This window comes from uncultured Cloacibacillus sp. (assembly GCF_963926575.1).
Taxonomy (GTDB): domain Bacteria; phylum Synergistota; class Synergistia; order Synergistales; family Synergistaceae; genus Caccocola; species Caccocola faecigallinarum.
Genome location: NZ_CAWUXW010000001.1, coordinates 543106 through 563512, shown reverse-complemented (window position 1 = coordinate 563512; position 20407 = coordinate 543106). Strand labels below are relative to the sequence as shown.

Sequence of the window (20407 nt, the reverse complement as noted above, 5' to 3'; positions counted from 1 at the left end):
CAATGTTTGATTCGCTCAAAGAACGTTTTGAAAATATTTTCTCAAGCCTCCGCGGCAAGGGGAAGCTTTCCGAAGAGGATATAAATCTCGCGCTGCGCGAGGTGCGCCGCGCGCTTCTCGAAGCGGACGTCAATTATAAGGTCGTCAAGGACGTCGTCGAGGCGATACGCGCGCGCGCGACTGGGCGCGAAGTGCTCGACTCCATCACGCCGTCGCAGCTTATTTTCACGATAGTTTACGAAGAGCTTATAAAGATTATGGGCGACGCGCCCGCGCCGCTCGTGATTTCGCCGAAGCCGCCGACGGTCTACATGATGGTCGGCCTCCAGGGCTCCGGTAAGACTACGACGACGGTGAAAATCGCGCGCCGTATGTCGAAGGGGCACAAGCCGCTCGTCGTCGCCTGCGACCTTCGCAGGCCCGCGGCCGTCGACCAGCTCCGCGTGCTCGCGGAGAAGGCGAACATCGCGTTCTTCGGCCCCGAACCGGGCGAGACGGACCCAGTGGCGGTCGCGCGCAAATCGCGCGATTACGCGGAGTCGCATCTCTGCGACATGATTCTGCTTGACACGGCGGGACGCCTCCAGATGGACGACGAGCTGATGCGAGAGCTCGAAACTATGAAATCCGCCTCGAACCCGACGGAAATCCTTCTCGTCGTCGACTCGATGACGGGGCAGGAGGCCGTCAACGTCGCGAACACCTTCCACGAGCGCCTCGGATTGACGGGCGTCGTGCTGACGAAGCTCGACGGCGACGCGCGCGGAGGCCCGGCCCTCGCGGTGCGCGCGAGCACCGGCGTGCCGATCAAGCTCGCGGGCTGCGGCGAAAAGACGGAGGACCTTGAAATTTTCGACGCGCGGCGCATGGCGCAGCGCATCATCGGCATGGGGGACATGGAGGGTCTGCTTGAGAAAGTCCAGTCCGCTACCTCCGAGGCCGATATAGAGCGCATGACGGAGAGCCTGAAGAAAAACCGCTTCACGCTCGAAGATATGCTGATGCAGCTCCAGCAGATAAAGAGGCTCGGCCCGCTGGAGAAGGTTATAGAAATGTTGCCGATTCCGGGCGCGGCGAAGGCGCTGAAGAACGCCGAGATAGATCCGAAGCGCATGAAGCAGACGGAGGCCATCATACTCTCGATGACGCCGAAGGAGCGCCGCAATCCCGAGATAATCAAGGGCAGCCGCCGCCGCAGGATAGCGGAGGGCTCCGGCACCTCGGTGCAGATGGTGAATCAGGTGCTCGCGCAGTACGAACAGATGAAGTCCATGATGAAGACCTTCGGCAAGATGGCCGGAGGCAAAAAAGGCGGCTTCCGTATGCCGCCTGGCATGGGCGGGAAGCGCGGCTTCTTCCGCTGAATTTGATTGAGCCGGATATAATCCGTTTTCAATAGAGCATTAAGAGAATAGACACAGGAGGTGTTAACGCAAGATGTCAGTACGTATACGTCTTTCCCGTCACGGGAAAAAGAAGGCTCCTTTCTATCGTCTGGTTGTGGCGGACTCTCATTCCCCGAGAGACGGCCGTTTCATAGAGATACTCGGGACCTACAACCCGCTCGTAGACCCGGCGGAGATCAAGATAAACGCCGAACGCGCGGCGTTCTGGCTCGGCAACGGCGCTTCTCCGTCCGATACGGCGAAGGAGCTGCTTAAGAAGGCCGGAGTCATCGACGCTCCCGCAGCGGCGGCCGAAGCGGAATAGGGCGGATAAATCATGGCGAATTATGTCGACCTGGTTGATCTGATAGTACGCAGGCTCGTCACGAAGCCCGAGGCGGTTCGCGTGGAAGAGGACCGCTCCGAGGGCGGGGTCATACTCGTAACGATAAGGGTGGACTCCGAGGACGTGGGCCGCGTGATAGGCAAGAAAGGCTCCACCATCAACGCCATCCGCCACGTGGCGAAGGCGGCCTCGATAAAGTCGGGCGAAAAGGTGGACGTCGATGTCAAAGAAGACTGATCCTTCTCTCGAAGGACGGTGCGAGATAGGCAAAATAGCCGCCGCGCACGGAGTCAGGGGCGACATGCTCTTGATACCGCTGACGGACTTCCCGGAGCGCTTCATCGGGATGAAAAAGCTCGACATATCGCTGCCGGGCAAGCCCGTGAAAAGCTGGAAGGTGCGCAGGCTTGAGCCATACGAGGGGAAGAACACCTTCTTCCTTCACCTTCAGGGCGTCGAGGACAGAAACGCCGCCGAGGCCATGAAGGGCGCCTCCGTCACCGTACCGAAAGACGAAAGGGTCGAGCTCGAAGAGGACGAATACTGGCTGGACGATATAATCGGCCTCGCCGTCCTCGACGCGAGCACGGGGGAAAACCTCGGACGGGTGAGCGAAATCATCCAGACGGGCAGCAACGACGTCTACGTCGTGAAAACCCCGGACGGCAAAGAAAAACCCGTGCCGGCCGTCGGAGACGCTGTCGTCTCCGTCGACGTCGCGGGAGGCACCATGACAGTAAATATTCCAGAGGGATTGTGGGACTGAGATGAAAATAACCGTCATCACGGCCTTCCCGGAGCTGATGCGCGGCTACCTCGCGGCGAGCGTCCTCGGGCGCGGCATAGCGGCGGGGAAGCTCGAAGCGGAAGTCGTAGACATCCGCGACTTTTCGGAAGGCTCGTACAGGCAGATAGACGACTACTGCTACGGCAGCGGCGGCATGATGCTCATGGCGGAGCCGCTCGCGAAAGCGGTCGAATCGGTCTCCGGCGGCGGAAAGCCCTACGTCGTCTACCCGAGCCCGCAGGGAGTCCGCTTCCATCAGGAGCTCGTGGAAGACCTCGCTCGCAAAGAGCACCTCGTCATCGTCTGTGGACACTATGAGGGCGTGGACGAACGCTTCACGGAAAAGTACGTGGATATGGAAATATCTCTCGGCGATTTCGTGCTGACGGGTGGCGAGATGCCCGCGATGGCCATAGTCGACGCCGTATCGCGCCTCATCCCGGGCGTAGTGGGCAGCGAAAGCTCCGTTGAAGAAGATTCCTTCTACAGCGGTATGCTCGACACGCCGCACTACACGCGCCCAGCTGAATGGCGCGGAGAGCGCGTGCCGGAAGTGCTGACGGGCGGAGACGCCAAGGCCATCGAGCGCTGGCGCAGGAGGCAGTCTGTCGAACGTACGCTTGACAGGCGCCCCGACATCGCCGGCCGCGCGGGGCTGATACCGTGGCTCTCGGGCGGCGCCTACGTGATGGAGGTACATTATCCCGTCCTCGACAAACGCGGCGAAAAATCGTCCACCGCGATAACGGGCATGGACCTGCACGACATCGCGCGCGCCTGCCGCACCTATGGAATAAAAAAATACCTGCTCGTAACGCCAATCGCGCAGCAGCGCGAAATGGCGAAGCGCATCGCGGGACACTGGACCTCGGGCTGGGGCGCGGACTACAACCCCGACCGGCGCGAGGCTTTCTCGACGCTCAAAATATTCGCCTCCGTACAGAAGGCGCTGGCCTGGGCCGAAGAGAAAGAAAAAAAGCCGGTGTTCAAGATAGCGACGACGGCGAAACGTCACGAAGGCGCGCAGCACTGGCTCACGCTCAAACGCGAGATCCTGCGGCGCGACCACAGCCCGCTCTTCATATTCGGGACTGGCTGGGGGCTCCACGACGAAGTCATGGATATGGCTGACGCCGTAATGACGCCGATAATCGGCGGCAAAGACGGCTGGAACCATCTCTCCGTGAGAAGCGCCGTGAGCATAACGCTCGACCGCTTCTTCGGCTGGCGCTGAAAAGACGAGACAGGACAACGCAACAGACCAACGGCGCGAAAACGCCGTAAAAGATGAAAAAATAAAACATTACAAAAAGGAGGGAAAACCTCATGCAGGATCCAAGAATGGCTCTGGTAGAGAAAAAATACCATAAGGCGGAAGGCTCCATCCCCGAATTCCGCCCCGGCGACACGGTCAAGGTCCACGTCAAAGTCGTGGAAGGCAACCGCAGCCGTATACAGGTCTTCGAAGGCGTCGTCATCGGCCGTCAGCACGGCGGTCTCCGCGAAAACTTCGTCGTCCGCAAAATCTCCAACGGCGTCGGCGTGGAAAGAATCTTCCCCGTCCACTGCCCCAGCATCGACAAAATCGAAGTAGTCCGCAAGGGCCGCGTCCGCCGCGCGAAGCTCTACTACCTCCGCAAACTCAGCGGAAAGGCCGCTCGTATCAAAGAGCGCAAGGACTTCGACTAAATCTCCGTATCTCACGGAAAAAGCCAAGCCCCTCCTTCGCGGAGGGGCTTTCTTCGTATGTGCGCGCAGCAATGCCGTCCCGAGAATCTTCTGCTCCGAACCTCCGTCATAAAACGCGATGTGAAACCGCGCCGGCGCGCCCGTCAATCGCCGCCGTTGCCTGAAGCCTGCAAAAAAGCCTATAATTTCGGAAAACGAGACGAAGACAGGCAGGCGACCGCAAATGGAAGTAAAAAAATGGACGTATGAAGAATTCCCCGAATATACGGAAATCCCCGAAGGTGCGGAACGCATCGAAACGACAGGCTTTGAGACCGGCGTGCAGTTCATCCGCGAAGTCGAATACGCGGCCCCTGACGGCGTCCCGCTGCACCTCAACATACTGCTTCCGATAACGCGGAACGAGCCTGACAAAAAATATCCGTGCCTCGTCTACGTGCAGGGCTCGGCCTGGAAAGAACAGGATCTCTACATGTCGGTATGCTGCCTCGACGAGATCGTGAAAAAGGGCTTCGTCGCGGCGATCGTACAATACCGTCACACTGGGCAGGCCGCCTTCCCCGCGCAGATACGGGATGCGCGCAATGCGATACGCTATATGCGCGCGCACGCGGAAGAATACCGAATAATACCCGACGAGATATTCATAGGCGGCGACTCCTCCGGCGGACACACGGCGGTATTCTGCGCGCTCGCCGAAGAGGGCGGCGACATGGACGAGAGCCTATTCCCCGGCGTCTCCGCCGAAGTGCGCGGCGTGCTTGACTACTACGGCACCGTCACGCTGCTCATGGAAGACGGCTTCCCGACCACCACGAGCCACCACACGCCGAAAGCTCCCGAAGGCAAACTCCTCGGCGGAATCTACGTCATGGAACACCCCGAGCTTGCCGCGAAGGCGAGCGCCGTCACCCACATAACGCCCGACAAAAAACTCCCGCCCTTCTGCATCTTCCACGGAACGAAGGACCGCACCGCGAACGCGCGCCAGAGCGTTGAACTCTACGAAAAACTCCGCGCCTGCGGCAAAGAGGCGCGCCTTTACCTCATAGCCGGGGCCGACCACTGCGGCCCGGAATTCTGGGCGGAACAGGCCGTAAACGCCGCCGCCGGCTTCATGCGCGAGTGCTTGGAAAAACCGCAGGAAAAATAAAAAAATCTCACAGAAAAAGCTTGACGAAACGGCGAACTTTTTATATACTTCTTTGCGTTGAGCGCCGGGGTGGTGGAAATGGTAGACACGCACGTTTGAGGGGCGTGTGGGGCAACCCGTACGAGTTCAATTCTCGTCTCCGGCACCATTTTTAAAAACCCTCGAGAGACCAGCCGAAAGGTTGGTCTCTTTTTTTATATTCATTTGCCAAAATTACGGAACCACGATAAAAAACGCGCAGCGCGGATATCACCGCGCGCGTCTGTAGGCGCTGAGGCCGAACGTGCGTATCTGCGCGTTTTAGAACAGCCGGTTTTTGCCGCTATTCCCCAATCCCCAGCTCCCGCAGCGCCGCTTTCAGCGCTCTTTCGCCGTCGGCGTGGAAGTATTCGCCGATTTCGCCGTATTCGATGTATTTGAAATCGTCGTTTTCGGGGAAGGGCGCGCCGGGGGCGCTGTGTACCATCGAGGCGCAGATCATTTCCGCGGTTTTCATTGCCTCGTCCGTTTCGTACAGGTATATGCAGAGGTCTTTGTTTTTCGTTTTGCCGTTTCTGCCGGCTCTGTAGTAGTCGTGGCGGCCTCCGTATTTCAGCGCCGCGGGGTCTGCTTTTATCGCCGTTTCTTCGAACAGCTCGCGCGCCGCGGCTTTCGCGCCGTCGCCGCCGTCGGCCTCCTCCATGCCGCCCTTGGGCAGGCTCCAGTATGTTTCGTGCGTCGGGTGGACGATGAGGAATTTCCCGCTTTTCGCGTCCATGTAGATCACCGCGTATGACACCGTTATTTCCATGTATTCGTCTCCTTTTTTTGAACTGCCCCTATTATATCCCCCGCCGCCGTTTTGATGTTAGAATGAGGCAGGGTGAATGTTATGACCAACGCGGACGAAGCGGCTCCCGCGGGGCTGCTTGGCACGAAATATTTGCAGGCTTTGCGGCTCTGGCGCGGCGGCGTGCGGCTTTACCGCGCTTCGGAGGACGGCGGGGATTGGTACGAGCGCAGGCCGAGGCCGAGAGCGTCGACGGACACGGGCAACGAGTACACGCTTCTCATTTCGGAGTTTCTGCCGTCGTGGCGCGGTTTCCCGAAGAGGAACAGGTGCGTCATCGCGGCGGGGCGGCGCGGCTCCGCCCAGGAATATCTTTCCCCCGGGCGCGCTCTTTACTGCGTCCTGCCCGCGGACGGCGCTCTCGTCGCTGTCGCTCCGTCCGAGGATATGTGGGATTCTTTTCCGCGGCTGCGCGAATTCGACATAGCGACGATAAACGAGTTCAACGGCGCGTTTGCGCGGCTGCTGTCCGCAATGTGCGGCGGCGTCCGCACGGCGTGCGATATCGCCTCGATGTTCGCCGGATCCGACACGGAGGCGCTTTCGGCGCTGTTCCGCGCGGCTGAGGACAACGTCAGGAGGCGCGGTTCGGATGTGCGCGGGCGCGTTTCCGGCGGGTTGTTCGCCGGTTTTATGATTTCGGGTGTGGAGCGCGGGCGTTCGATTGTGTCGCTGCTCGACGAAGTTCTGTCGCCGGAGGCCAACGGCTTCGCCGCGCGCCGCATCGACGGCCTGCGCCGCGTCGATACGGAGGTGTGGACGGACGCGGATTGTCTGCTGGTGAAATGCGCCGCGGCGGATAGGCTGCTGAACCGCGCATGAACGTGCGCCGTGCTCCGTTATAATTATGTCAAATTTATATTTCACGTCGGAGGATATATTTTGAATCGCGTATATGACGGCATTATGGGTTTGGTCGTCGGGGACGCCTTGGGCGTGCCTGTGGAGTTTTGCGAGCGTGATACGTTCTGCGTGGCCGATATGATCGGCGGCGGGACTCACGGGCTGCCCGCCGGGACGTGGTCGGACGACGGCAGCCTCGCGCTCGCGACGCTCGAGAGCCTCGGGCGGAGGCGGCGAATCGACCTGCGCGACATTATGGATAATTTCGTGAGATGGTACGCGCACAACGAATTCACGCCGTACCACAGCGTCTTCGACATCGGCAACACGACGCGCAAGGCGATAGGCCTCTACATGCAGGGCGTGGGCGTGGAAAGCTGCGGCGGGCGTAGCGTCGCGGACAACGGCAACGGCTCGCTGATGCGCATTCTGCCGCTGGCCTTCGTTCCGCACACGGACGAGGAGGTCGCCGCCGTGTCGGCGCTGACGCACGCGCATCCCATTTCGACAGGCGCGTGTGAGGAGTATGTGCGCATCGCGGAGCTTCTGCTCGCGGGCGGCGGGCCGGAGGAGGCGGCGCGGCTTTACGACGACGAGTACGACATAAGGAAGAAGCCGCGCGCGGATGTCCGAAGCGGCGGCTACGTGCTCGACACGCTCGACGCGGCGGTGTGGTGCTTCGCGACGACTTCGTCGTACCGCGAATGCGTGCTGAAGGCCGTCAACCTCGGCGGGGACACGGACACGACGGCGGCCGTCGCAGGAGGGCTGGCGGGCATTTACTACGGCTCGTCGGGCGGGCGCGGCATCCCGCAGGAGTGGCAGGCGCAGATTGCGCGCGGCGAGTGGATAGCGGAGCTATGCGAGGCGGATTTTTTTAACGGCGCTGCGCGTTAGGCCGGCGGCGAAAATTGCGGAAACGCGGGAGGATTTTGCGTCCTTCCGCGTTTTCTGTGCGCCGCGTCAGTCCGTCAGGTCGGCTATTTCGCCCATGTCCTCTATGCGTATCGCGGAGGCGTCTACCAGCGTTTCCGGCGCGGCGGCCTGCCCGGCGCGCGTCGCGGGGATTGCGCCGTTCAGCTGGGCGCGGACGCTTTCGGCGCGGAGCTCGCAGAAGGCTGTTATCGTGCTGACGGCGAGTTTGTGGTCGGCGTAGGAGCAGAAGGCGGTGGGGTCGCGTTCGACGTAGGGCGCTATCATGCGCGCGGCGCGGGTTATCTCGGCCGTGAACTCGCCGCTTTCGAAGAGCGCCGCGGCTTCGCCGAGGTATTGTCTGTAAAGCCCGCGCCACTCGCCGCGCGCGAAGGGGACGGAGAAGAAGGGGCGCTTCGCGAGTATCTCACGCGGCGCTGGCTCGTCTATCGGGCAGTTGACGAAGGCCCGCGCGTCGTTCTCGGGCCGCGGCGCGCCGAGCGAGTATGTGCCGAAGGCGAGGTTGTAGTCCCACGGCAGCATCGCGAGCAGGCCGTCCTTTTCGTACAGATAGTAGTTGTGGCCCGTCGGGCCGAGGTAGCCGTCTGCGTTCACGACGAAGGCCTGGACGGCGAAGTAGCGCGCCGCGAGGTCGAGGTCCGCTGCGGAAGCGCACCGGCTTTCGTCGGAGAGCCGTTCGAGCGCGGCTATGAGCCGCCTTTTGTCCGCCGCCGATACGGGGAACTTTGCGCGGCGGAATATGCCCGGGTAGCGCCGCGGGTCGTCTCCGCTGTAAATCAGCGCCACGTCGGCGTTTTCATCGTCAAGCGAGCGGTAGTCCGGCTTGTAGAGCCGCCCGTGGGCGGGGCCGAAGTTCCGCAGCGCGAAGGCTTCTTCGGGCTCTTCGACCGCGAGGAAGAGGCCGTGCGGCTCGCCGTTTACCGTCACCCACGCGAAGGAGCGCAGCGGCGCGGGGACGCCGAGCCGCGCCATTAGGCCGTAGGCGATGAAGTTTTTCAGATAGCTGTTGTCCTGGAAGGCCGCGTCGAGCGAGAGCTTGTCGAGGCCGCGCCATAAAGCGCCCTCGATGTAACGGTCGAATTCGATTTTGAGGCTGTAGCGCTCGTGTCCGTATTTGTGCGTGAGGCGCAGCGAGTTGTTGCCCTTCGCGCGGATTCCCGCGCCGTCGAAGCGCTCGCCGTCTATCGTGACGGCGCATGGCGAATATTCCTCGCGCGTCGCGTTTTTTATGAATTTTTCCCAGTTTTCTATCTCAATGTCGATTTGATGGACGCGCCCGCCGTCGAAGAGCGCCGCCGCGTATTCCGGCCCGCGCGCCGGATCGCTGCCCGCGCCGCCGTTCCACGCCGCGAGCAGCAGCGCGAGCGCGCAGGCCGCCGTCATCGCGATTATGCAGATTTTATCCGTGTTTCTGCGCTTCAGCACGCGCGGTTCACGCGGCGTAGTCGCCGTTGTACGAGACGAGGACGGCGTTTTTGACGCCGGGCAGAGCCGCGAGCGCGTTGACGAAATCCGCCGCGCCGTCAGACAGGCGCACCTCGTAGTTCAGCTCGACGCGCCCCGGCGAAACGCTCTTGCTCTTGAGCGAAAGCGCCTTGACGCGCGAGGATGCGAAGTCGCGCGCCGCGCGCTCCGACGTCTCGTCCGCGCAGTGGACGACGAGGATGTACGGGCGCTCCTCGTCGCGCCTGTCGGAAAAGACGAGCATGACGATGCCGATGAAAAGGCTGCCGAGCACCGCGAGATGGACGAGGCCGGAGGCGAGCACGATGCCCGCGGCGAGGCTCCAGAACAGGAAGGCGATGTCCATCGGGTCCTTGACCGCGGTGCGGAAGCGCACGATCGAAAGCGCGCCGACCATGCCGAGCGAAAGGACGACGTTGCTCGTCACGGCGAGCATCACGAAGGTCGTCACCAGCGCGACGGCGATGAGCGACGTCCCGAAATTCGCCGAGTACATGACGCCGCGGTAGCTTTTTTTGTAAATGTAAAAAATAAATAGCCCTATCGCGAAGGCGAGCAGCATCGATACCGCCATATCGGCGACGGAAAGCTGCGCCGTCCGCGCGAGAAAGCCGCTCTTGAAAATATCTCTGAAGGTCATGCGCAAATCGCTCCCGTCCGGTTATTCAAAGCGGTGGCACTCCGCGTACTTCGAAAAGGCGCTCCGCGCGCAGGCCGCCGTCTGCACCGCCATACGCGCCACGTCCGGCAGGAACGCGCCGTACTTGACCTCGAGCAAATCGAAGCCGCCGTCCGCCGGCACGCCGAAGCGGCGCGGATTCAGAAACTCACGCGCGTCGAGGCAGCGGCGCAGGTCCCTGTCGATATTCACGCGCACGCCGCCCGGCGCGTAAACGAAAGCCTCGCGGCTGTAGCTGACGGCCGCGCTCGGACGCAGCGGGCCGCCGAGCAGCTTCGCGTAAAACTCCGCGAAAAGCGGCTCGTCCGATTCAAGCAGAAAATCCGGCCGCCCAGCGAGAAGCGCCTCCGCGCCGCCCTCGGGCAGAACCGCGGAAAACTTCGCGCAGAGCTCGCCGCGCTTTATTTTCTTCTCGAGCCGCACAAAAGAAACGTCCCCGCCGTAATAGCGCAGACGGAACTTCTCCTTATCGCGCAGGCCGTAAAGCTTCTCGCGCAGCGCGCGGTCGTCCGGCGTGTCGAAATAGAGGCTGTGGACCTCGTAACGCCCGTCCGCGCCCGCGTGCCCGTCGCGCGTGAAAAGTGCGGAAAAACGCGACGAAAGCGCAAAGCCCTCGCCGCGCGTGACAAGAAACTTCAATTCATGCCGGAAGGGCGCGCCCCCGGCCTCTAGCGCGCGTAACGTGAGTCTCCGTAGCGCGTGTCGCCGTAATCGGAACGCCCACCGTGCGCGGAATCTCCGTAATTCGAGCGTCCGCCGTGCGCGGAATCCCCGTAGCCGGAGCCGCCGCGGTCGTAATCCGAGCCTCCGTCGTCGTAGTTCGAAGCGCCGTAAGGGGCTGCGCCGGAACTCGCGGGCCAGGCAGAGGCGCTCTCAAGAGCGGCGCACGACACGACGCCCGCAGCAAGCAGAAGCGCGAGCAGCACTGTCAGGTTTTTCTTCTTCATAAGCGTAACTCCTTCCCCGACGCGCCGCCGCCCTGCGTGACACGGCGCGGAAATTATTAAATGTAAACACTGCCAATAATAAAATAATATCAGAAGCGGCGCATCGCTAAAACGCCGCGCCGGAAAATGTTACGAAATTGTTACACGCCGTCCCTACCGCCGGTTCACGCGCCAAATTCCCGCCGTTATCATCGCCGCGCCGAGGACGAGCCAGATTGTGTAGCGCTCGCCGAGCAGCAGGTATGATATGACCATGCCCGCGACGGGCTGGAGGAACTGGAAGACGGTGAGCTTCGCGACGGGGATTGCGGCGAGGGCCTTGTACCAGAAAAGATAGGCGAGGCCGGAGGAGAGCGCGCCGAGGAAGATTATGGAAAGCCACGTGCCCGCGGTGAAGCCGGGGATGACGGAGTAGTCTGTGCCGAAGATGAGCGTCGCGAGGAACGCGAAGAACGCGGCGAATACCAGCTCCCAGAATATCGAGAAGGCCGGCGTCATCGTGGACTTCAGCAGCTTGCGCGAAATTACGAGGAAGACGCCCCAGTTTAGGACGGAGGCGAGCATCAGGAAATCGCCCCACGAGCCGAAGGAAACGCTCTCCGCGGTCTCCTTCACCGTCCCAGCGGCGAGGACGAGCGCGACTCCCGCCGAGGCGAGCGCGAGCCCGGCGACGGCGCCGCGCGAGATCTTCTCCTTGAGGAACAGCCAGCCGAGCACCGCGACGACCGCGGGCGAAGCGACCATCATCCAGTTCGCGTTTCCCGCGCCCGCCGTCTTCATCGCAACAGCCTGTATCCCCTGGTGAAAGCATATCCCCTGAAAACCGAGCAGCGCGAGCACGAACGCCTCGTGCGCCGTCGGCAGGCGCAGCTCGCGCCCGAGCGCGCATCCAGCGGCGAGCACGGGCAGCGTCATCGCGAGGCGCAGGCAGAGAATCAGCGACGGCTCCGCCTGCGCGAGCGCGTACTTCGTGGCGGCGAAGCTGCCGCCCCATATAGTGACGGCGCAGAGCACCATCGCGTAATCCAGCGCGCGAGGCGCGCGCGATTTATCCATATCGTGAAATCTTTCAGGCATTGCGAAACCCCTCCCGGCGGCGGTATCAGACGGCAGAATTATACCGCGTCCGCGCCGCGGCGGCGCGCCGTTTCTCCGCAGTGGAAGAAACGGCGCAAAATGGAATATTGTTTCCTTTTTTACAAATCGAGGACACATTTTTTAACTTTTTCTGCTATTATAGGAGCGTGCCGAAATAAAGACCGGAGGATAAATTTATGAACAATATCCAGCATCTGCGCTACGCAGTCGAGGTGGCGAAGACGGGCTCCATTTCGCGGGCCGCGGAAAATCTCTTCATGGGGCAGCCGCACCTGAGCAAAGCCATCCGCGAGCTCGAGGAAGACATGAACATCACGATATTCCGCCGCACCCCCAAAGGCGTCGAGCCGACCGAGCAGGGCGAGCAGTTCCTCGAATACGCGCGGCGCATACTCGAACAGGTGGACGAGCTCGAATCGCTCTATAAGCCCTCCGGTGTGAAAAAATTCAGCCTCTCGCTCCCGCGCGCGAGCTACGCGGCCTTCGCATTCTCCGAATTTGCCGCGGCGCTCGACGACGCCGAGGGGCTCGACGTAAAATACCGCGAGACGAACTCCACGCAGGTGCTCAAAAACGTCGGCGACGGCGTCTCGAACCTCGGGATACTGCGCTGCCAGCGCGAGCACGAAAAATATTTCCTCGCCGCGCTCGAAGAACGCTCGCTCAAATACGAGCCCGTGTGGGAATTCGAATACCTCGCGCTCATGTCGCGCCGCCATCCGCTCGCGTCCGCGCCCGAGCTGAAATACTCCGAGCTGCGCCTCTACACGGAAATAGTCCACGACGACAACTCCATCCCCGCGCTGCCAGTCTCCGAGGCGCGCATGCTCGCGCAGAAGCACGAGAAAAAGAAGAAAATCGCCGTCTACGAACGCGGAATACAGTTCGAGCTGCTCTGCCGCCTGCCCGCCGCCTACATCTGGGTCTCGCCCATGCCGCACGAGACGCTCGACCGCTTCGGCCTCGTCCAGAAGCGCTGCCGCGACGCGGACAACTCCTTCCGCGACCTGCTCATCTACCGCAAGAACTACCGCTTCACGCCGGAGGACAAGCTCTTCGCTGAAAAGCTGCGCGAGACCGTCGCGCGCGTAAAAAAAGAGCTGGAGCAAAACGCGTAGAAAAGCCGGAACGCTTTGCCGCACGGGATATATAGATATTTATATATCGATATTCCAATTTTGTATCTACACGCGCCGCTTGACGCGCGCTATCATATGAACCGTTGAAGGACGGGGCGCGGCCCCGGACGGAAAACAGACGGCTACACGGCGCGCCGGAGCTTGCACGAAGGCGCAGCCGTTGAAAATAACAACCTTCCTTAAATCTTCACAAAAACCCCTCAGTTAGGCCCCGTTCCCGAAAAGGGAATCCCGGGGCGTTTTTTTGTTTGCGGCGCTGCGGCGACAAGGCCGCGGCGTGGATATCGCCGCCGCGGCTTTGTTTGATGAAATTTATCAAATTGTGTGAGATATCGGGGATTTTGCTCCGGCTTTGCTTCCTACCACGCCCCAGCGTCCTGCGTCACTATGTTTATTATCTCCGCCGCGGCGCGGGGGTGCGCTATGGCTAGGGCGCATTCGCGCATTTTGCTTGCTTCGCCGCTTTCGAATATTTCGTCGGCGGCTTCGGCGGCGCGCTGCGGGATTACGAGCGGGCGGGCGGCTCCGTTCGCGGCGAGGTAGGAGAGGTTTAGCTCTTCCTGTCCCGGTATCGGGTCGGTGAGCAGCATCGGCAGGCCGGCGCAGAGCGCCTCGGAGGCCGAGAGGCCGCCGGGCTTCATCACGGCGGCGTCGGCCGCGGCGTAGTAGTTTTCCATGTCGGGGACGAAGCCCTCGACGCGGACGTTTTCTTTGTACATGAAGAAGGCTTTCATGCTTGCGCGCAGCTTTTCGTTGCCGCCGCAGACGGCGAGGACGTAATATCCCGCCGCGGCGAGCGATTCCGCCGCCTTCTGTACGGGGCCGGCGCCTATGCCGCCGCCGCTGACGAGGACGACTTTTTCGTTCGCGGGCAGGCCGAGTTTGGCGCGCGCCTCGGCTTTCGTTGGCATGTGCGCGTATTTGGCGGCGACGGGGACGCCGGTCGCCATGACGTTGGTTATCCCTTCGGCGTAGCGCTGGCGCGCGGCGCGCGCGCTGCCGGCGAAGCTCATCGTGAATTCGCGGCTGCGCTGGAAGCGGTGGGTCTCGAAGTCCGTGTCCGCGTAATACACGGGCGCGCGGCCCCTGTTCATCGCGGCAAACTCCGCGGCTCCGAAGTAGTGCGTGAATACCGCCGCTTCCGCGCCTTTCGACGCGAGGTGCCGCTTCAGCTTGGGCAGGCATGCGCGGCAGAATTGTCCGTGGACCCACTCGAAGGCCGAGGCCTGGCCGCCGCGCTTGTCGGAGCCCCAGTAGAATCGCGACCAGAGCCACGGCGCGCTGCGCGCCATAACGTCGTAGCCGCCGGAGAGGAGTCCCTTCATGAAGGGCGGGACGAAGTCGAGTATGTCGAGGCAGAGGGCGTTCCCCTCCGGGTTCGCCGCGAGGAAGGCCTCGCGCAGCGCGAAGGCGGCGCTTTTATGCCCCGTCCCCTCGGAGGCGTAGATCAGCGCTAAGGTTTTCATCCTATGCCAGCCCTTTGAAGAGGTCGCCGAGCGTAACCTTCGGCGCTGCGCTGCGCTCCTTCTCGACCTTTATGGCCGCGAGGATGGAGTCGCGCATCTGCTCCTGCGTGTAGTTGCGCGGGAAATAGAGCGCCGAGGCGTCGCCGTGTCCGCCGCCGCGGACTTTTTTGCCGTCCTTCAGCAGCGCGAGGACGCGCCCCGCGAGGCCGTCGCGGCTGCGCATAGATACGGCCCAGTCGCCGCCGAGCCTGCGCGCGGCGACCGCCGCCACCTCGGGCGGATTCTCGTCGCGGTCGAGCAGCAGGCCGCAGAAGTCGGAAACGTCGCCGTATTCGAGAATCCCGTCGCAGAGGAAGGCCAGCTCCGCGCCGTGCCTCCATATATGCTCCTTCGCCTCGGCGAAGCGCGCCTCCTGGCGCTCCGTGAATTCCGACGCGCCGTCAAACTCCTCGGGCGTCAGCTCCGCGCTCGGGTTCGCCGCGAGCCGCGCGAACATCCCCCAGTGGCCGCACATCGTAACGAGCGCCTGCCACAAACGGCTCTCCGGTATCTGCCCGAGCCAGAGGTCGCGGTCGTTCGCGATGCGCACGATCGGCTCGAGCCGCGCGAGCGCCTCCTTCGTCCGCGAGTCCTGCGCGCGCTCGGACATCCAGTTCCAGTAGACGAGCGCGCCGCAGTAGTTCGTGTCGATGACGGCCCATTTCCTGTTGCCGTAGCGTTCGAAGGTGCTCTTGTGGTGGTCGAAAAGAAAAGGCGGGCGGGCTTCGTCGTAAAGCCTGTCCACCTCGTCGATAGTCTGTTCCTTCTGGCAGAAGAGGTCGAGCACGAGCGGCTCCTTGCCGGACGCGAGCGTTTCGAGGATGAGCGCGTCCACCTCGCCGTAGCCCGTCAGCGAAACGCGCGCGACGCGCCCGCCCTTCACGTGCCACGCGAGCGCCGCCGCCGCGACTCCGTCGAGGTCCGTGTGGCTGATTATATGAAGAAGAGGTCTGTCCATCGTTATTCCTCCGGTTTTTTATTTAGTTAAATTGTAAAGCAGCGCCGCGGCGGAGTAAAGCGCGCGGCTGCGGGGCGCAGAAGCCCGGGAAGCGATAAATTACTGCTCTTCGGCGTTGACTATGTTTTTGACGTCTCTTCCGCCGTAAAATATACGGACTATCGTCACAATTTTTGTTTGGGAATTCACTGAATAAAATACAATATAGTTGTCCACTGAGAATTTTCGGATTTCTGTCCTTCCGTATCCTCTTTCAACGATTTCATGCCGTTCCGGAAAGGAATCAAGCGCGAGCGCCGCAGCTTTCAGCCTGTCAATTTGACGGGCCGCGGTCAGTCGCGCCTTCAGCGTATGCGCAATATACGCAAATATCGCTCTTAAATCGCTCTTTGCAGAAGCGGAGTAGTCTACTCGGTATTTGCCCGGCGTCATATGCCGAATTCCTCTGCCAGCTCTCTGTCAACTTCTTCGGCAGAATATACTTCGCCTCTTCTGATATCGTCGAGCCCCTTCTCCAGCTCCGCGTCGAGCTCCTCGCGCGTCATGCCGCCTATCGCCGTCGGCTTGGGGTACGGCAGGCGCAGCTCGAAGGGCATTCCGCGCGTCAGCACAATTTTGCTGTAAAACATCTGTATTGCGCTCGAAGGCGAAATCCCGAGCTGCGCGAGAATATCCTCCGCGTTTTCCTTCAGTTTGGTGTCGATGCGCGCGTAGACCGCCGTAGTGTTAGCCATATCGTTCACTCTCCTTTTCTATAATTATATTGTAAACGCAAGCATACGCAAGCAAATATGCTGCGATAAGCGCAGCAAAAAAGCCGCCGCCCGCGTATCCTCGGGGCGGCGGCCTGCGTTCGTCCGTTTGTTGGATATTATCCCTACGGTCTCAGCTCCAGCGTGCAGTGCGGCGGAGTAATGCGTGCAGAAACGGAGGCTAAAACACCTTCCATCAATCGAACATTGCAAGAAATTCCTGCGGGGTGTATACCGCGACTTTAGAGAAAAGGTAATCTGCGGTGTTGCGCGTAACGATGCAGTCCATACCTGACCTCTCCGCGCTTTCCGACATTATTGCATCCTCATAATCCCTTATGTTGGAGTCGATAGCATTGATACAGTCAGCCGCTGAAGTGTCAAGAAACTCGAAAAGCGAACCGAGACGTCTTAGCACGTCTCTTGTTTCTTTGTCGCTGTGTGTATATCTATGCATAAGGTAGTAGATATCAGCTGTTGACTTAGCTGTCACATACCCGTCAAAACGATTGTCAGCCGCGGCGTAAAATATTGCCCGCGCATCGTTTGCGAACGGACTACGGTTCTGCAAGGCATCAATAACTATGCATGTATCTATTAAAGCCCGCATATTATATTCTGCTCAATCTTTCTTCTCGTGCTTCTTCAAGCGTTATGTCGGCTGGAATTATGCCGAAAAGCGATTCCGCGATTTCTCTTTTGTTCTTGTATGGCGCTGTAAGCCGCGCTACCATTTTGCCGTTGCGCGTTATATAAATATCTTCCGTTTCGGCCATTTGAAGATACTTCCCAAGATTTGCTTTCAATTCCGTTGCAGTTATGGACATGGTATCCCCTCCTTTAATCGTACGATAATTATAACATAATTGTGCGATTTATAAAAAACATCGTACATATATGATAATGCTTTTGTGCGCTGAAGAAATTTGACTCATAGCAGCAAACAACGCGAACACAAAAACCGCCGCCCGCGTGTCCTCCGGGCGGCGGCCAGCGTTCGTCCGTTTGCCGGATTCTATCCTTACGGCCTCAGCTCCAGCGTCCGGCGCGCGCCGCCGCCGGCGAGCGTCAGTTTCACCGCGGCTCCCGCGGCTGCGCGGCTTCCTACGTAGGCTTCCATCTGCGCGGCGCTCACGTTCGCCGTGCTGTTCCCGTCCACGGCGCAGAGCACCGAGCCGCTCTTGACGCCGGCGTAGGCCGCGACCGTCGAGGGAACTACGGACGTTATCACGAGGAATCCCTCGGGGCTGCGCGAGCCGTCCGATACGGTGAAGCCCAGCAGCTTTTCAACTCCGCCCGAAGCCTGCGCCGCCGGCGGCGCGTAGACGTATGGCATCGTACGGCTCTCCGTGACGTTGTACTCCGGCGCGCTCACCGTGACCGTCACCGTGCTGCGCTCGCGGTCGATGTCGTAAAGCAGCCTCATATTCTGCGAAAATCCCGCTATCTTCAGCGTGCGCGGCGGCCTGTTCACGTCCTGCAGCGTCGGCTGCCCGTGCGCCTGCCAGTAGTTGTCGAGGTCCTCAAGCGCGTGGTCCGGGCCGAGCTTGGAGATAATCTCAGTCACGTTCACGCTCTGCGCCTCGGCGAGCTTCCGCGCCGCCTCGCGCACCTCGGCCGCCTCGCGTTCAAAGACGCGCTGCTGCTCCGCCTCGCGCGCGGCCGCCTGGTCCTGCTGGCTGCTCGCGAGCGCGCCGATCATCAGCCCGACCGCAAGCCCGCCGAAAAGCGCCGCGTCGTCGCAGTAGTCGTGCGGATGGCGGTGATGGTGCGGCGGCGGGGGAGGCGGCGGAGGGCCGTACCTTCTCGGAGGCGGGGGCGGCGGGTAGGCCGCGGCGGAGGTCGCCGCGACGAGCACGGCGAGCAGCGCCGCGATAAACTTCTTCATGCGAATCTCTCCTTTCAATGTACTGCACCGCTTTATTCTATCATCACGGCGCGCCGTCCCAAAGCGTCCGCAAAAATAAAAAAGAAATCTGTTTGTAAAACTTACGCTTCCATCACACTATTATTGTCATCAAACGAAGAAAGGAGGACGACGAAATGGCACAGTTCAAGCACATAAGCAGCTCGCTCCGCCTCACGATATCGCTCGGCGAGGAAGAGGGCAAGACCGTCACCAAGACCGTATCCCTCTCCAACATCGGCGCGGCTGCGACTGCGGACACTCTCAGCGCCCTCGCCTCGGCGCTCGGCGAGCTTCTCGAGTACCCCGTCGCTTCCGTCAGGAAGTACGACACCGAGCTCCTCGAAAGCGCCTAGCGCCGCGCGGCGAAACGAAAGAAAACGACTGAAAAGGAGGTGGAAACGATGAAAACGGTAAAGCTGAAATTCATAACCGAGACTGGCAAAAGCTTCTACGTCAGCATGGACTACGCGGCCCCGACCCTCGCGGAGCCCGAAGGCGCGGCGAAGGTGCAGGCCGCCGTGGATCTCATCCTCGAGCAGCAGCCCTTCGCGGTCGTCCTCGAAAGCTGCGAGACCGCGGAGCTCATAGACCGCACCTCGACCGAGATCGCGCTCACGCCCTCGGCCTAAACCGACAGGGGAGGGGCGCTCCCTCCCCGATTCTAAAAACTTTTAGTATTCTCAATCAGAGAAATATATACTATAATCTACCCATCAAAACCCCCGGCGAAAACAGAAAAAGGAGAACCCCGCAAAAACAATGGACAAAATCATAAAAGTGCTGCGCGCGGCGCTCAGAGCGCTCACGGCACTGCTGCGCCCGCGCGGCGGAAGGAGAGAATGACGATGGAAGAGCTTACCGCGAGCATGATACAGAACGGCTTCTCCGTAGCCGTCGCCGCCTACCTGCTCATCAGGATGGACAGGCGGCTCGAAGAGCTGACGAAAGCGGTAACAGACCTCGGAGCCGTAATGGAAAAGACCTCGGCCCGTCATGAATGACGGCGCGGGGAGAGCGCCGCCGCGAAGCGCGGAAAGCCCGCGGCGGCTTTCAAAAAGGAGAAAAATCAATGCGCCTCAACGAATTTCAGATAACGGAAAATTTCAGCCTTCGGGAGTTCCAATGCCCATGCTGCCACACCGTCATGCTCCACCCCAAGCTCGCCGCCTCGCTCCAAAAACTGCGCGAAGCGTGGGGAAAGCCCCTGACCGTCACCAGCGGCTACCGCTGCGCGCGCCACAACGCCGAAGTGGGCGGCGTCCCGAACAGCCGCCACATGCGCGGCCTTGCCGCCGACGTAGCCGTGCCGCGCGCGGAGCAGGAAAAATTCCGCACTCTCGCGCGCGCGGCGGGATTCTCAAAAATCCTGCCATACCCGTCGCGGAACTTCGTCCACCTGGAAATAAACGATGAATAACGCATCAGATATAGAGCGCATAGCGCGCGAATACACGCCGCTCGTCAAAGCCGCGGCGGCGAAATACCAGGGGCGCGGCGCGGAATACGAGGACCTCGTGCAGGAGGGCTACATGGCGCTCGTCGTCCTCGTCCCTCAGTGCCGCGACAGGCAGTGGCTGCCGCTATTCCTGCGCAACCGTGTGCCGTATCACGTGCGCGACGCCGCGGCGCGCCTGCGCGGGCGCGCGCACGACGACGGCGGCGAAGTGCTGCTCGAAGCGATAGAAGAAACCGCGGGCGCGGAAGACGAAAAATACAGCGAAGCCGAGCTGCGCGAAACCCTGCGCCGCACCCTCACGCGAAGCGAGCTCGACATAACGCAGGCGCTCATGGAAGGCTTCACCCAGGCCGAAATAGCGCGCGAACTCGGCATAAGCCAGCAGGCCGTAGCCGCGCGCCTCAAAAAGATAAGAGACAAGCTGAGACCGCTGATAAGGCGGGAGGAATAGAACAACGTAAGACAGAGCTGAACGAGCGGGCCGTTTCCCGGAAATCGGGAGACGGCCCGCTCGTTTTGTCTTGAGGAATTTACG

Annotated in this window: 28 protein-coding genes and 1 tRNA gene; 16 read left to right on the top strand and 13 right to left on the bottom strand. The window is 61.0% G+C overall.

The window, feature by feature from the left end; genetic code table 11:
• The first annotated feature begins 2 nt into the window (after positions 1-2).
• The 8 genes from ffh to ABGT66_RS02575 all read left to right on the top strand — a co-directional run bounded on the left by ffh (position 3) and on the right by ABGT66_RS02575 (position 5508).
• Positions 3-1364 (top strand): signal recognition particle protein, encoded by a 1362-nt coding sequence (gene ffh / locus ABGT66_RS02610; protein WP_346688637.1) that lies wholly within the window; start codon positions 3-5, stop codon positions 1362-1364.
• A gap of 73 nt (positions 1365-1437) precedes the next feature.
• Positions 1438-1710: a 30S ribosomal protein S16 gene (gene rpsP, locus ABGT66_RS02605; RefSeq protein ID WP_294194830.1), complete on the top strand. Its 273-nt coding sequence runs from the start codon at positions 1438-1440 to the stop codon at positions 1708-1710.
• Between the two features lie 12 nt (positions 1711-1722).
• Positions 1723-1968: a KH domain-containing protein gene (locus ABGT66_RS02600; protein ID WP_294194828.1), complete on the top strand. Its 246-nt coding sequence runs from the start codon at positions 1723-1725 to the stop codon at positions 1966-1968.
• Positions 1952-2497, top strand: coding sequence for a ribosome maturation factor RimM (gene rimM / locus ABGT66_RS02595; RefSeq protein ID WP_346688635.1), 546 nt, complete (start codon positions 1952-1954; stop codon positions 2495-2497). The genes ABGT66_RS02600 and rimM overlap by 17 nt, the downstream gene beginning before the upstream one ends.
• Before the next feature lies 1 nt (position 2498).
• Positions 2499-3752: a tRNA (guanosine(37)-N1)-methyltransferase TrmD gene (gene trmD / locus ABGT66_RS02590; protein WP_346688634.1), complete on the top strand. Its 1254-nt coding sequence runs from the start codon at positions 2499-2501 to the stop codon at positions 3750-3752.
• 92 nt (positions 3753-3844) lie between these two features.
• Positions 3845-4207 (top strand): 50S ribosomal protein L19, encoded by a 363-nt coding sequence (gene rplS / locus ABGT66_RS02585; protein ID WP_300264086.1) that lies wholly within the window; start codon positions 3845-3847, stop codon positions 4205-4207.
• Positions 4208-4430: 223 nt separating this feature from the next.
• Complete coding sequence (locus ABGT66_RS02580) at positions 4431-5360, top strand: alpha/beta hydrolase (protein ID WP_346688633.1); 930 nt, start codon at positions 4431-4433, stop codon at positions 5358-5360.
• A gap of 63 nt (positions 5361-5423) precedes the next feature.
• Positions 5424-5508 (top strand) — tRNA-Leu (locus ABGT66_RS02575).
• 174 nt (positions 5509-5682) lie between these two features.
• Here ABGT66_RS02575 and ABGT66_RS02570 read toward each other — a convergent pair.
• The gene (locus tag ABGT66_RS02570) at positions 5683-6150 is read right to left on the bottom strand and encodes an NUDIX hydrolase (protein ID WP_346688631.1); all 468 of its coding nucleotides are present in this window, start codon (positions 6148-6150) and stop codon (positions 5683-5685) included.
• Positions 6151-6231: 81 nt separating this feature from the next.
• Here ABGT66_RS02570 and ABGT66_RS02565 point away from each other — a divergent pair, with 81 nt between their 5' ends.
• Both ABGT66_RS02565 and ABGT66_RS02560 read left to right on the top strand, forming a co-directional pair.
• A complete protein-coding gene (locus tag ABGT66_RS02565) occupies positions 6232-7011 on the top strand; it encodes a hypothetical protein (RefSeq protein ID WP_346688629.1) in 780 nt (259 codons plus the stop codon).
• A gap of 60 nt (positions 7012-7071) precedes the next feature.
• Complete coding sequence (locus tag ABGT66_RS02560; RefSeq protein ID WP_346688628.1) at positions 7072-7929, top strand: ADP-ribosylglycohydrolase family protein; 858 nt, start codon at positions 7072-7074, stop codon at positions 7927-7929.
• Between the two features lie 66 nt (positions 7930-7995).
• Here the strand turns inward: ABGT66_RS02560 and ABGT66_RS02555 are convergent, their stop codons facing one another.
• The 5 genes from ABGT66_RS02555 to ABGT66_RS02535 form a co-directional block, all read right to left on the bottom strand.
• The gene (locus tag ABGT66_RS02555) at positions 7996-9390 is read right to left on the bottom strand and encodes a CotH kinase family protein (protein WP_346688626.1); all 1395 of its coding nucleotides are present in this window, start codon (positions 9388-9390) and stop codon (positions 7996-7998) included.
• 7 nt (positions 9391-9397) lie between these two features.
• Complete coding sequence (locus ABGT66_RS02550) at positions 9398-10069, bottom strand: DUF4956 domain-containing protein (RefSeq protein WP_346688624.1); 672 nt, start codon at positions 10067-10069, stop codon at positions 9398-9400.
• A gap of 21 nt (positions 10070-10090) precedes the next feature.
• Positions 10091-10747 (bottom strand): polyphosphate polymerase domain-containing protein, encoded by a 657-nt coding sequence (locus tag ABGT66_RS02545; RefSeq protein WP_346688622.1) that lies wholly within the window; start codon positions 10745-10747, stop codon positions 10091-10093.
• Positions 10748-10776: 29 nt separating this feature from the next.
• Positions 10777-11055: a hypothetical protein gene (locus ABGT66_RS02540; protein WP_294192029.1), complete on the bottom strand. Its 279-nt coding sequence runs from the start codon at positions 11053-11055 to the stop codon at positions 10777-10779.
• Positions 11056-11208: 153 nt separating this feature from the next.
• Positions 11209-12132 (bottom strand): DMT family transporter, encoded by a 924-nt coding sequence (locus ABGT66_RS02535; protein ID WP_300264118.1) that lies wholly within the window; start codon positions 12130-12132, stop codon positions 11209-11211.
• 197 nt (positions 12133-12329) lie between these two features.
• On the opposite strand from ABGT66_RS02535, the gene ABGT66_RS02530 reads away from it, so the two are divergent.
• A complete protein-coding gene (locus ABGT66_RS02530; RefSeq protein ID WP_346688621.1) occupies positions 12330-13271 on the top strand; it encodes a LysR family transcriptional regulator in 942 nt (313 codons plus the stop codon).
• A gap of 380 nt (positions 13272-13651) precedes the next feature.
• Here ABGT66_RS02530 and ABGT66_RS02525 read toward each other — a convergent pair whose 3' ends face one another.
• The 7 genes from ABGT66_RS02525 to ABGT66_RS02495 form a co-directional block, all read right to left on the bottom strand.
• The gene (locus tag ABGT66_RS02525; RefSeq protein WP_346688619.1) at positions 13652-14758 is read right to left on the bottom strand and encodes a glycosyltransferase; all 1107 of its coding nucleotides are present in this window, start codon (positions 14756-14758) and stop codon (positions 13652-13654) included.
• Between the two features lies 1 nt (position 14759).
• Positions 14760-15755: a phosphohydrolase gene (locus ABGT66_RS02520; RefSeq protein WP_294191992.1), complete on the bottom strand. Its 996-nt coding sequence runs from the start codon at positions 15753-15755 to the stop codon at positions 14760-14762.
• Between the two features lie 99 nt (positions 15756-15854).
• Positions 15855-16187 carry a type II toxin-antitoxin system RelE/ParE family toxin gene (locus tag ABGT66_RS02515; protein ID WP_346688618.1) on the bottom strand — a complete coding sequence of 111 codons (333 nt, stop codon included), beginning with the start codon at positions 16185-16187 and terminating at the stop codon, positions 15855-15857.
• Positions 16184-16489, bottom strand: a complete 306-nt coding sequence (locus ABGT66_RS02510; RefSeq protein WP_300264128.1) for a type II toxin-antitoxin system RelB/DinJ family antitoxin — start codon at positions 16487-16489, stop codon at positions 16184-16186. Before ABGT66_RS02510 ends, ABGT66_RS02515 begins: the two co-directional genes overlap by 4 nt.
• A 214-nt stretch (positions 16490-16703) precedes the next feature.
• The gene (locus ABGT66_RS02505; protein ID WP_300264130.1) at positions 16704-17117 is read right to left on the bottom strand and encodes a PIN domain-containing protein; all 414 of its coding nucleotides are present in this window, start codon (positions 17115-17117) and stop codon (positions 16704-16706) included.
• 1 nt (position 17118) lies between these two features.
• Positions 17119-17334, bottom strand: coding sequence for a type II toxin-antitoxin system prevent-host-death family antitoxin (locus ABGT66_RS02500; RefSeq protein ID WP_300264131.1), 216 nt, complete (start codon positions 17332-17334; stop codon positions 17119-17121).
• A gap of 194 nt (positions 17335-17528) precedes the next feature.
• Positions 17529-18395 carry a PDZ domain-containing protein gene (locus ABGT66_RS02495; protein ID WP_346688615.1) on the bottom strand — a complete coding sequence of 289 codons (867 nt, stop codon included), beginning with the start codon at positions 18393-18395 and terminating at the stop codon, positions 17529-17531.
• 155 nt (positions 18396-18550) lie between these two features.
• On the opposite strand from ABGT66_RS02495, the gene ABGT66_RS02490 reads away from it, so the two are divergent.
• The 5 genes from ABGT66_RS02490 to ABGT66_RS02470 all read left to right on the top strand — a co-directional run bounded on the left by ABGT66_RS02490 (position 18551) and on the right by ABGT66_RS02470 (position 20323).
• Positions 18551-18769, top strand: coding sequence for a DUF1659 domain-containing protein (locus tag ABGT66_RS02490; protein WP_294191984.1), 219 nt, complete (start codon positions 18551-18553; stop codon positions 18767-18769).
• A 48-nt stretch (positions 18770-18817) separates the two neighbouring features.
• A complete protein-coding gene (locus ABGT66_RS02485; RefSeq protein ID WP_294191983.1) occupies positions 18818-19045 on the top strand; it encodes a DUF2922 family protein in 228 nt (75 codons plus the stop codon).
• Positions 19046-19261: 216 nt separating this feature from the next.
• Positions 19262-19417 (top strand): YvrJ family protein, encoded by a 156-nt coding sequence (locus ABGT66_RS02480; RefSeq protein ID WP_300264136.1) that lies wholly within the window; start codon positions 19262-19264, stop codon positions 19415-19417.
• Between the two features lie 68 nt (positions 19418-19485).
• Positions 19486-19833, top strand: coding sequence for a D-Ala-D-Ala carboxypeptidase family metallohydrolase (locus tag ABGT66_RS02475; protein WP_346688614.1), 348 nt, complete (start codon positions 19486-19488; stop codon positions 19831-19833).
• Positions 19826-20323 (top strand): sigma-70 family RNA polymerase sigma factor, encoded by a 498-nt coding sequence (locus ABGT66_RS02470; protein WP_346688613.1) that lies wholly within the window; start codon positions 19826-19828, stop codon positions 20321-20323. Before ABGT66_RS02475 ends, ABGT66_RS02470 begins: the two co-directional genes overlap by 8 nt.
• Positions 20324-20407 lie beyond the last annotated feature (84 nt).

Bases quoted from the DNA above. Each gene is read 5' to 3' on its own strand.
- ffh (WP_346688637.1), top strand. From the start codon at position 3: ATGTTTGATTCGCTCAAAGAACGTTTTGAAAATATTTTCTCAAGCCTC.
- rpsP (WP_294194830.1), top strand. From the start codon at position 1,438: ATGTCAGTACGTATACGTCTTTCCCGTCACGGGAAAAAGAAGGCTCCT.
- ABGT66_RS02600 (WP_294194828.1), top strand. From the start codon at position 1,723: ATGGCGAATTATGTCGACCTGGTTGATCTGATAGTACGCAGGCTCGTC.
- rimM (WP_346688635.1), top strand. From the start codon at position 1,952: ATGTCAAAGAAGACTGATCCTTCTCTCGAAGGACGGTGCGAGATAGGC.
- trmD (WP_346688634.1), top strand. From the start codon at position 2,499: ATGAAAATAACCGTCATCACGGCCTTCCCGGAGCTGATGCGCGGCTAC.
- rplS (WP_300264086.1), top strand. From the start codon at position 3,845: ATGCAGGATCCAAGAATGGCTCTGGTAGAGAAAAAATACCATAAGGCG.
- ABGT66_RS02580 (WP_346688633.1), top strand. From the start codon at position 4,431: ATGGAAGTAAAAAAATGGACGTATGAAGAATTCCCCGAATATACGGAA.
- ABGT66_RS02570 (WP_346688631.1), bottom strand. From the start codon at position 6,150: ATGGAAATAACGGTGTCATACGCGGTGATCTACATGGACGCGAAAAGC.
- ABGT66_RS02565 (WP_346688629.1), top strand. From the start codon at position 6,232: ATGACCAACGCGGACGAAGCGGCTCCCGCGGGGCTGCTTGGCACGAAA.
- ABGT66_RS02550 (WP_346688624.1), bottom strand. From the start codon at position 10,069: ATGACCTTCAGAGATATTTTCAAGAGCGGCTTTCTCGCGCGGACGGCG.
- ABGT66_RS02540 (WP_294192029.1), bottom strand. From the start codon at position 11,055: ATGAAGAAGAAAAACCTGACAGTGCTGCTCGCGCTTCTGCTTGCTGCG.
- ABGT66_RS02535 (WP_300264118.1), bottom strand. From the start codon at position 12,132: ATGCCTGAAAGATTTCACGATATGGATAAATCGCGCGCGCCTCGCGCG.
- ABGT66_RS02530 (WP_346688621.1), top strand. From the start codon at position 12,330: ATGAACAATATCCAGCATCTGCGCTACGCAGTCGAGGTGGCGAAGACG.
- ABGT66_RS02525 (WP_346688619.1), bottom strand. From the start codon at position 14,758: ATGAAAACCTTAGCGCTGATCTACGCCTCCGAGGGGACGGGGCATAAA.
- ABGT66_RS02520 (WP_294191992.1), bottom strand. From the start codon at position 15,755: ATGGACAGACCTCTTCTTCATATAATCAGCCACACGGACCTCGACGGA.
- ABGT66_RS02515 (WP_346688618.1), bottom strand. From the start codon at position 16,187: ATGACGCCGGGCAAATACCGAGTAGACTACTCCGCTTCTGCAAAGAGC.
- ABGT66_RS02510 (WP_300264128.1), bottom strand. From the start codon at position 16,489: ATGGCTAACACTACGGCGGTCTACGCGCGCATCGACACCAAACTGAAG.
- ABGT66_RS02505 (WP_300264130.1), bottom strand. From the start codon at position 17,117: ATGCGGGCTTTAATAGATACATGCATAGTTATTGATGCCTTGCAGAAC.
- ABGT66_RS02500 (WP_300264131.1), bottom strand. From the start codon at position 17,334: ATGTCCATAACTGCAACGGAATTGAAAGCAAATCTTGGGAAGTATCTT.
- ABGT66_RS02495 (WP_346688615.1), bottom strand. From the start codon at position 18,395: ATGAAGAAGTTTATCGCGGCGCTGCTCGCCGTGCTCGTCGCGGCGACC.
- ABGT66_RS02490 (WP_294191984.1), top strand. From the start codon at position 18,551: ATGGCACAGTTCAAGCACATAAGCAGCTCGCTCCGCCTCACGATATCG.
- ABGT66_RS02485 (WP_294191983.1), top strand. From the start codon at position 18,818: ATGAAAACGGTAAAGCTGAAATTCATAACCGAGACTGGCAAAAGCTTC.
- ABGT66_RS02480 (WP_300264136.1), top strand. From the start codon at position 19,262: ATGGAAGAGCTTACCGCGAGCATGATACAGAACGGCTTCTCCGTAGCC.
- ABGT66_RS02475 (WP_346688614.1), top strand. From the start codon at position 19,486: ATGCGCCTCAACGAATTTCAGATAACGGAAAATTTCAGCCTTCGGGAG.
- ABGT66_RS02470 (WP_346688613.1), top strand. From the start codon at position 19,826: ATGAATAACGCATCAGATATAGAGCGCATAGCGCGCGAATACACGCCG.